This window comes from Acidisoma silvae, assembly GCF_020618775.1.
GTDB lineage: Bacteria > Pseudomonadota > Alphaproteobacteria > Acetobacterales > Acetobacteraceae > Acidisoma > Acidisoma silvae.
Genome location: NZ_JAESVB010000018.1, coordinates 60,793 through 69,861, shown reverse-complemented (window position 1 = coordinate 69,861; position 9,069 = coordinate 60,793). Strand labels below are relative to the sequence as shown.

The following is a 9,069-nucleotide window of genomic DNA, read 5'->3' as shown; positions in this document are numbered from 1 at the left end:
TGCTCCTCGAAGAAGAGCTGGAATTTAGCTTTCGTGGCGCCCAACAGGTGGTAAAGGCCCCTGCAAGTGGGCTATTCCGGCCAATGGGTCTCATGCCTTCCGCAATAGCTCCGGTGCACGGATTCATATGCTGTGCCTGTGCAGCCCGGCAGGCCAAGGGGATTATTTCTCGGCCGTCGGGACAACCGTGTCATCTCGCGATGTACTGCCACCGATCCTGAGTGAAGAGGAGGCCAAGGCGAAGTGGCAATTGGCGCTCGATCTAGCGGCGCGGTTCCGGACAGAATTCTCGGATGCACAGGAGAGTTGACTGCGGCCTTTGTGGCTTCCGGGGCCGCAGCAACTAGGACGATACGGCTTAGTCACCCGGCCAGAGATGGCTTTGAAGTCCCTCCGGATAGGGACGCGGTGTAGCCTCTGATTTAACCACTTATGCTCGCTGTCGGTGAACCCGTGCTCGGTGTGTGTCGCCATGGTCCTGGGTAAACTGCATCTGAATTTGCGAACCTTTTTCAGATGCGTTGCCTCAATTTCTAGGACCTCACCTTGATGACAATTTTCCCGAAAGGGCCTTCATCAAGATGAGAAAAAGCGTTTACGGCGTCATCAAACTCATAAATTCGGTCGATGATTGGCTTAATGGTGTGCGTATCGATGAAATGCGTCAGGCGTTCGAAGGCACGACGATGGCCAACGGTTATTCCCTGCAGCCGAATATGTTTCATCATCAGTGGTAAAAGCGGCACCCCGCTGTCTCTGGACTCCAAGAAGCCGATGATACCGATAACGCCCCCATCGGCGGCTGCAGTGATGCTTTGACTGAGATTGTCACCCCCGATAACCTCTAAAATAAGATCAGCGCCGTGACCATCCGTAGCAGCTAGGACGCAATCCGCCCAATTGGGAGTTTGTGACGTATCAATAACACGCCAGGCGCCCAGGGCCATGGCTCGTTCCCGTTTGGCGGTGCCACGCGTCGTCAAAATGACTCTTGCCCCTGCCGCCTGGGCTATCTGTAGCCCTGCGAGGGAGACGCCGCCTGTGCCCTGAACAATGACCGTTTGGCCTCTTTGGAGTGGTGTGCCTTCCATCAACGCAAACCAGGCGGTGAGATAGGCAATTGGTAAGGTTGCGGCTTCGACATTGCTGAGCGTTGATGCGGTTAAAAGGATAGAGTCCTCGCGAAGTACGACGTATTCGGCCAGCACGCCCGGTAGTGGACCACCAAGTCCATAGCGCCCCAGATCTGCGGGAGCCGGGCCATCCGTCCAGGTTGTCCAGAACTGGCTTGTGACCCGATCGCCAATCTTAAAACGCGATACATCCTGCCCGATCCCAATAACGTCACCAGCCATGTCCGAGGCGGGGATGAAGGGTAGGGATGGTATCTCTGGCAGGAGGGACCCTTCCAGCACAAGCTTGTCTCGATAGTTTAGTGAGACCGCCCCAACGCGGATTAGGACCTCGCCCTTACCTGGAATCGGAAGCGGTCGTCTTGCCAAGGTCAGATGTTCGCTGCCTTCAGCTGCTATCTGCCAGGCTCTCATCATTCCTGTCATCAGAACTTCCATGCCGTTCGGAAAGGCAAACTCTATTGACGATTGGCGGGCCTGTGGTGCGATGTATTCTCCGAACATTTCCTCCTGAAAGTCGCCAATCTCATGGCTATCGATCCACATTCGCAGCTCACTGGTATTTCCGCTTTCGTGCATACCGTGGAGACGGGCAGTTTCACGGCGGCGGCCGCGCGGATGGGATTATCAAAGTCAGCCGCCGCAAAAAAGGTGGCGCGGCTTGAGGATCGGCTGGGTGCGCGGTTGCTGGAGCGGACGACGCGCCGCCTCAATCTGACAGTCGAGGGGGAAGCTTATTACCGAAGCTGTCTCAAGGTGCTGGATGAATTATCCGCGACTGAGGCCTTGCTGGCGTCGCGGCAGCAGGCTGTTTCCGGCCGCCTTCGCATCAACCTGCCCATATCTTTCGGCCGCTTATGTATTATGCCGGTTCTTATGGACCTGCTTGCGCAGCACCCGAGGCTGGATCTGGACGTATCTTTCGCTGACCGCAGGGTCGATCTGGTCGAGGAAGGCATCGATCTTGCGGTACGTCTGGGAGAGCCCGGTGACCAAGCAAGCTTGATCGGTCGCCGTATCGGCACACAACGCTCCGTCATTTGCGGGTCACCGGCCTATTTTGCATTGCGCGGATACCCTCAATCCTTCGAGGATTTGGCTGATCATGATTGTCTTGGTTTCGTGCGTGACGGGCGCAGCTCTCCCTGGACAATTGCCTTGTCTGACGGCGCGTTGCGGGACCTGGCCATAAAGCCGCGCCATACCGTCAGTCATGGTGAAGCATTGCGTGACGCAACGCTGTCCGGATTGGGCTTGTCTTATCTGTCGACCTGGCTGATCGCTGACGATGTGCGTTCAGGGCGGCTGGAATCTGTGCTTTTGGCTGAACCCGTTATGCAGTGGCCAATTACGGCACTTTGGCCGCGCGTGCGAGATTTGACCCCGAAGGTCCGCGTGACCGTTGACGCGCTAGTGAAGGCGTTTTCGCCATTGCCCCGATGGGATAGGCTGTTCAGTCAATCACCCTAACTGTCACGTCTAATGGTATACTAGCTTGTGGTTGCACTTACCGATCGAGCAGTGCGCAATCAGGTGACCGCGCATGGCAGGCATCAGAACTTCACGCTATGGCCGAGGCAGTTCAATTGAGAGAGTGTGAGCATGACCGCTCCGCTAAATCTGGATATGGATATTCTGCGCACTTTCGTGGCTGGATATTCTCTAGGTGGCTTCGCCAAGGCAGCTAACAAAATCGGCCGTTCGCCCGCGGCCATTAGCCTGCAAATGAAAAAGCTGGAAAGTCAGATCGGGCAGCTAAGGCGGCTGCGGTCATGTCGCCGTTGATGAATGTTTGCTACTCGCTTTACTCTGAGACTTTGAGGCTCGGCTTTGGTGAAGAAGATATGGTTGCGGTCATAAAGGCGATCGAAAACAAAGCGGGAAATCACCTGTAAGTAACACGGGAAGCGTATTGCTGCGAGATTCGAGGGCTCTCATAATTAGCAGAAATCCAGCTCTATGATTTTCCCAACAGAGTTTTTACGACTGGCATAATAACTGAGCGCGCGGCCTGCGCAGCGCGCTCAGGCATTTGCTCTTCTATCGCCGTCAAGATTGCTTCATGTGCTTTCAGATCGGGTTCAGGAAGGTCTTGCTCGTCAAGAACAGAGATCGCGTTTGTGCGCCCAGCACCTGAAAAATAGCGGTAGAGTTCTGCTAATGCGCTATTGCCTGACATGCGAGCGATGGCGGCATGGAAAGCCAGATCAGCGTCGACGAAGCTTTCCCTGGTTTTGTGATGCCTAAGCTCTCCGCGCGCCTTCAGCAATTTGCGCAGCGTCTGGATATCGGCAGTAGAGCGATGGAGCGCGGCCAGCCGAGCGGCCTCTGTCTCCAACATCGCGCGCACCTCAAAATGCTCGCCGAGAGAGGATCGGCTAATCCGCCGCATGACCTCAGCCGGATCGACACTGAGCCGGACGTAGGTGCCGTCGCCCTGGCGCACCTCCAGGACATTTGCGTGCGATAATACACGGATGGCCTCCCGCACCGTATTGCGGCCAACCTGCATCATATCGGCAAGCTCTTGCTCCTTGGGAATGCGTTCTCCCACCTTCCAAGCCCCGCTCTCAATCTGAGTTCGGATCAGCCCAATGGTCGAGTCAACCAGCGAGGTTCGCGCCACTTGGGGAAGGGGAGAAACCGACATGATGTAGGGCGCTGTCAATCAGTGAGTGGGCCAATGATACTATGTGTCAATCATCCTACCTATAGGGTTAGTCGGTCGCAAGCGATAAGGTTTTAGGCGGTGCGCCTGTTGCCCGGAGGGAGGGAAACGTGGTCTGCCACCCTCCGCCGAGAGCCTTGTAAAGGCTCACCAAGGCTTCATCCGTGTCTGTCGTTGCACGAATGAGATCCCTTTGCGTTATCAGCATTTGGTTTTGAACCTCGAGGACATTCAGGAAATCGGCGGCGCCTTGGGCATATTCCGACTGGGCGGCCGCCAAAGCGATATGGTTTTGGCCGACGGCTTCCTGCAATTGCGTGCGCTGGTTCTGCGCCGCGTTATAGGCCGTCATCGCGTCATCGATCTCACGCCAGGCCTGGAGCACAGTACGTTGATAGGCGATGGCGGCCTTCTTCTGCTGAACCTTGCGCAGTTTCACTGTGCCGCGCAGACGTCCGCCCTGGAACAAGGGCATGCTGATCGTTGGACCAAAGCCATATTGGCGGGACGCCCAAGTATCGAGGCCGCCGAATTGCAGGGCTTGGATATCCAGGCTGCCGGAGAGCGTGATGCGAGGGTAGAAGTCGGCCACAGCAACGCCAATTTCAGCCGTCGTTTCGTGCAGCTTGGCCTCAGCCGCTCGGATATCGGGACGTTGCGCGGCAAGCTCGGATGGAAAGCCGATCGGAATAACGGGGGGCACCGGCGGTAGGGGGGTAGGTGTCGCAAGTTCGGCCGTCAAAGCGCGGGGCGGCTTTCCTAGGATGAAGCTCAAAGCATTGACCATCTGTGCTTCTTGCTGCTGGAGCGGGGGCAAGGTGGCAGCGATGGCGTGGACCTGAGCCATTGCGTTCGCGACATCCAGATTTGTGGTAGCACCGTTGCTGAGGCGAATTTGGGTCAGCGCCAAACTATGCCGCGCGAGCCCTAGATTTTGCTGTGCAATAGCGATTTCGGACTGAAGGCCGCGAAGCTGAAAATAGTCGCTTGCGGTTTCAGCCTGCACGCTCACCAGGGCGCCACGCCTTTCGTCGGCGGACATTTCCACGGATGCGTTGGCAGCCTCAACTTCGCGGCGGACACGGCCCCAAAGATCCAACTCCCATGACGCATCGAAGCCGTATTGCCAAAGATCGAAGGCGCTTGAGCCAGAGCTTCCCGGTAGTGCGGCCGGTCCGAACTCAGGCGTTCCGTTTGCTACAGTCGCCGTGTTTTGGCTTCCTGTGGTGTCCAAGAGGCCCAGCACGCCATTGGGGCTGGCACGTTCCCGTGCGTAGGACGCATTTGCATCCGAAGACGGATATTGGTCTGCCGCCACGATGCGGCGTGCCGCCTGGCTCGCGCTGAAATCGGCACTGGCTATGGCGATGTCGAGATTTGAGGTGGCTGCACGTTCCTCAAGAGACGTCAGTTCGGGATCATTGAAAATTCTCCACCAGGCGGGATCAAAGGCGATTTGGGCGATCCGGCTTGGCGCAACTGCCCCTACGGGGCCGTTGTAGGCCAAGTCGATAGACAAGCTTGGTTTCTGCCAATCAGGACCGACCGTGCAGGCGCTCAATGCCAGCAGAAGGCCTGTTGCCGCCCGCAGAGTGTGGCGCCCTGCGATGTTGGGGAGAGGCGTGGTCATTTGGAGATGCCCTGTTGTACGTCGCACCGGGCGGTCGCCGTATTGATCCTTGCTTCAACGGACATGCCGACGCGAAGCCGCTGCAGTAGCGGTTGGTCAGGTTCGAGGCGGATCTTGAGCGCCAGTCTTTGGACGACCTTGGTGAAATTGCCGGTCGCGTTATCGGGGGGAATAGGAGAAAAGGCGATGCCGCTGGCAGGGGCTAAACTATCGACCCAGCCATGAAGCGCCTGGCCTGGGAAACTATCGACCGTGATACGTGCGCACTGGCCATTCGAAATACGGTCAAGTTGATCTTCCAGGAAATTGGCCAGAATATAGGCAGCCTGTAGAGGTACGACAGCCAGCAGCGGTGTCTCAGGGCTGACATAGGAACCGACCCGCACACCGCGCTCACCCACCATGCCACCCACCGGTGCCACAATGCGCGTATAGGAAAGATTAAGCTTCGCCTGGTCACGCGCGGCAGCCGCGCGCAGCGCCTGTGCCACGGCGCGGGTTCGCTGCGCCTCCAGGACGGGAACTTGTGCCTTTGTCGCGGCCAAGGCTGCTTCATCGCGCTCTTTGTCGGCTAAGTTTCTTTGTAGATCGGATGTCGATTGCTGCTGTTGCTCCACAGTACCGGCGCCTGCGCGTGACAGGTTGCGATAACGCGCGGCATTGGCTTTGGAGAATGCAAGGGCGGCATCGTCGGCCATCAAGGTCGCTCTTGCCTGATCGATGAGCGCCTGTTGACGGGCGATTTCGCTATCGAGGTTCTCGACATCGGCTTTCGCAGAAGCGAGTCCAGCTTCCGTGGAAGTCAGCGCAATGCGATAGTCCCGATCATCGATATGAGCGAGTTCCTGGCCCGCATGGACGAGCGCATTGTCATCCACAAAAACATGATCGATAAGGCCCGCAACGCGCGGAGCAACAGTAGAAAAATCTGCGCTGACATAGGCATCGTCCGTCGTCTGTATCCTGCCATTATCTGCCGCAACATGCTGAATAGTAAGGACGGCCAAGACGATGACTACGGCTGTGCCGACAACGATGAACTGCGTTTTCTTTGTCATGACAGTGTCCGGGCTCTGTCAGCGCGCCAAACTGGGCGATGACAAGGATGTTGATGGAATGCTCGAAGCAGTTTTCAGCTTTGCCGCGGCAGGCGCCGACGGCGGATAAACCCGTGATGGAATCAGGGTAAGAAGGACAAGCAGACCCAGCGCGATTCCGATCATGATCCAGTTGCTGTCCGCAATGGCCATGACCGTTGCTTGCTGGTGTACCGTCGATGCCAGCTGCATGTCATTTCGGGTGAGATCACTCAGCAGGAAGCGTGATGCACCGTAGTGATCAAGCAAAATATTGGAATGCAGATGCTCACGCCATGTGAATAGAAAGCTGAGAATTCCAGCCGCGATAGCGTTAGCGAAGCCCTTCACCATATTGAACATGCCGGAGACAAAAGGCCCATCGGTCGGCGCTAGAGTGAGTGTCGCTATCATCAGGATAGGAATCACAGCCATAGGCTGCCCAAGAACTTGCATGGCCTGTAGCCAATAAAAATTGCCACGATACCAGTCGGAGGTCACGAAGGTGCCCGCATAAACGGACCCCGCCATGAGCAGGAGACCGAGCGCCATGACCCAGCGGCAGTCCACCTGCCGAAAATTGCAGAGAGCCGCGACAAGGGGAAGGGCCACGAGTTGAGGGATAGCCAGAGCAAGCATGAGCGGCGCTGTCTGCCACGGTCTGTAGCTTTGCAACTCCGCCAAATACCGAGATGGCAGGTCCACATTGGCGACGGCAAGCACAAGCACCATAGCAAGAGCAATCAAGGAAAAAGACAGATTCCTGTTGCGCAGCATCTGAATCTTGAAAAAGGGAAGGGGATGTGACCATTCATTGACAAGAAATAACGCAAAGAAAGCGATGCCGCAGACAGTCAGATCCCAAATAAGCGAGGACTGGAACCAATCCAACCGGTCACCTTGCATAAGTGCGATGACAATCATTGAAATCGCAGGAAATCCGAGCAAAAGCCCACTCCAGTTGAATTGCCGGAAGCGCTCAAGACGGAGCGGATCTTGTGGGATGCCGTAAAAGACGAGCGCCATGCTGGCCAGACAAAGAGGTATTGGTTCCCAAAATACGCTTTGCCAGCCAAAAGTTTCGAAACAGAGCGCAGCGAGAGGCGTTGCCAGATTGGGCCCGCAAGTTGCGGAAAGCGCATAGGCACCCAAACCATAGATTTTGATTTTAGGCGGGAGATATCTGAGCGCGACACTCATCAGCATAGGTGGCAGTGAGCCGCCAGCAAGCCCTTGAACAGCTCTGAGGATGTAGAGGCAATCCAAATCTGGCATGAAAGGTGCGAATGCCGCCAGCAGCGCAAGTAGGCCCGTTACCGTAATGGTAAATCGCCTCAACGAAAATGTCGCCGCGCACCAGGGAGCGAAGGCCATGGCGGAGACGTTGCAGGCTTCATAAATGGCTGTCAGCCACGTGCCATTGTCATAGCCTATGCCCAAGGCACCCCCAAGATCCGGCAAATCAATCTCGGTCACATGCTCGTTAAATCCAGCAACCAAAACCGCCAGCAGAACGCCGATCAGACCCGCACCCAGTCGAGGTGAAAATGGCGTCGGCTTTGGCTTAGCTGGATCTGTGTTGGTCGGCGGAGCTTGCGAAGCAATCGATAAACTCAAAGGAGAGGCCCTTCATCCGAGATACTTTATTATAGGATAATCCTAACATAGGATGTTTGAGTCTCGCAAGGCACACGAGTCTAAGCTTCGTGGGTGGAAAACCGTCATAGGTCTCCTCGCTTAGACGACGAGATTCCGGCAGAGTACTTGCGCGAAAAGCTCCGGTTTTTCCAACATCATGAGGTGCCCCGTATTAGGGATATTTGTGTCAGTTGCAGCTCGAAACGATAGCCAGTCCGGTACGTCCCAGCTGCTACGGGAACGAGCGCCGGCCACAAGGTGGATGGGGAGCCCTGACTCTACGAGGTCGCGCACCCCGTTGAGGTAAGCGTCCTCGGCCGTTGCAGCGACGACCGCGCGTGCCTGACTGCGAAGCGTCGAGGCCGGCTGGTTGTCGAGCCAAAGGGCCGCCGTTGCCACGGCGAAGGGAGTGGGCGCTACGCCGGAACGGCCGATCCACGCGGCGGCGTCGGCGCGGAAGCGGTCAACCTCTTCCTCGATTTCGGAGACTGGCTGCGTGGAGATCTTCTGCGACCAAAAAGCATCGGTCAGCGTGAAATTGCCCTCTACGCTGGTCAGGGAGCGGGTCAGTTCCGGATGGCGGCCGGCAAATAAGACCGCAATGGCGCCACCGACAGAATGACCGACTACGTGGACGGGGCCTGCCTTACGCTCGCGCAGCCAGGCGGCAACGTGGTCCGCCTGCTCGTGCAGCGTCCATCCGTCCGGCGCCCCCTCGCGGCAGGAGCCGTAACCTATTAGATCGGGCGCGAGAACGCGCACATCCCGGAAGGCCGAGAGGATGCCCGGTGCGCTCAGGGAGCCAAACAGGCCATGGATCAAAAGGATCGACGCCATCAGCAAGCTTCCGGGCTGGCGCCGCCCAACTCGGCGGCGAGTTCGTGACAAACTTAAACGTGGGTACGGCCGTGTCGATGTATTTTC

Annotated in this window: 8 protein-coding genes; 2 read left to right on the top strand and 6 right to left on the bottom strand. The window is 57.0% G+C overall.

Features of this window, described 5'->3' with window-relative positions; translation table 11 throughout:
* Nucleotides 1-533: 533 nt before the first annotated feature.
* Entirely contained in the window at nt 534-1,679 is a 1,146-nt protein-coding gene (locus ASILVAE211_RS21950; protein WP_227323502.1) for a zinc-dependent alcohol dehydrogenase family protein, read from the bottom strand.
* On the opposite strand from ASILVAE211_RS21950, the gene ASILVAE211_RS21945 reads away from it, so the two are divergent.
* Both ASILVAE211_RS21945 and ASILVAE211_RS21940 read left to right on the top strand, forming a co-directional pair.
* A complete protein-coding gene (locus ASILVAE211_RS21945; protein WP_227323501.1) occupies nt 1,662-2,603 on the top strand; it encodes a LysR substrate-binding domain-containing protein in 942 nt (313 codons plus the stop codon). The two genes, ASILVAE211_RS21950 and ASILVAE211_RS21945, sit on opposite strands and share 18 nt — an antisense overlap.
* 132 nt (nt 2,604-2,735) lie before the next feature.
* Nucleotides 2,736-2,918, top strand: coding sequence for a LysR family transcriptional regulator (locus ASILVAE211_RS21940; RefSeq protein WP_227323500.1), 183 nt, complete (start codon nt 2,736-2,738; stop codon nt 2,916-2,918).
* A 172-nt stretch (nt 2,919-3,090) separates the two neighbouring features.
* Here ASILVAE211_RS21940 and ASILVAE211_RS21935 read toward each other — a convergent pair whose 3' ends face one another.
* The 5 genes from ASILVAE211_RS21935 to ASILVAE211_RS21915 form a co-directional block, all read right to left on the bottom strand.
* Complete coding sequence (locus ASILVAE211_RS21935; protein ID WP_227323499.1) at nt 3,091-3,783, bottom strand: FadR/GntR family transcriptional regulator; 693 nt, start codon at nt 3,781-3,783, stop codon at nt 3,091-3,093.
* Between the two features lie 67 nt (nt 3,784-3,850).
* Nucleotides 3,851-5,431 (bottom strand): efflux transporter outer membrane subunit, encoded by a 1,581-nt coding sequence (locus ASILVAE211_RS21930; protein WP_227323498.1) that lies wholly within the window; start codon nt 5,429-5,431, stop codon nt 3,851-3,853.
* The gene (locus ASILVAE211_RS21925; RefSeq protein WP_227323497.1) at nt 5,428-6,489 is read right to left on the bottom strand and encodes an HlyD family secretion protein; all 1,062 of its coding nucleotides are present in this window, start codon (nt 6,487-6,489) and stop codon (nt 5,428-5,430) included. The genes ASILVAE211_RS21930 and ASILVAE211_RS21925 overlap by 4 nt, the downstream gene beginning before the upstream one ends.
* A gap of 18 nt (nt 6,490-6,507) precedes the next feature.
* Complete coding sequence (locus ASILVAE211_RS21920) at nt 6,508-8,124, bottom strand: MFS transporter (RefSeq protein WP_227323496.1); 1,617 nt, start codon at nt 8,122-8,124, stop codon at nt 6,508-6,510.
* A 120-nt stretch (nt 8,125-8,244) separates the two neighbouring features.
* Nucleotides 8,245-8,982: an alpha/beta fold hydrolase gene (locus ASILVAE211_RS21915; RefSeq protein ID WP_227323495.1), complete on the bottom strand. Its 738-nt coding sequence runs from the start codon at nt 8,980-8,982 to the stop codon at nt 8,245-8,247.
* Nucleotides 8,983-9,069: the final 87 nt, after the last annotated feature.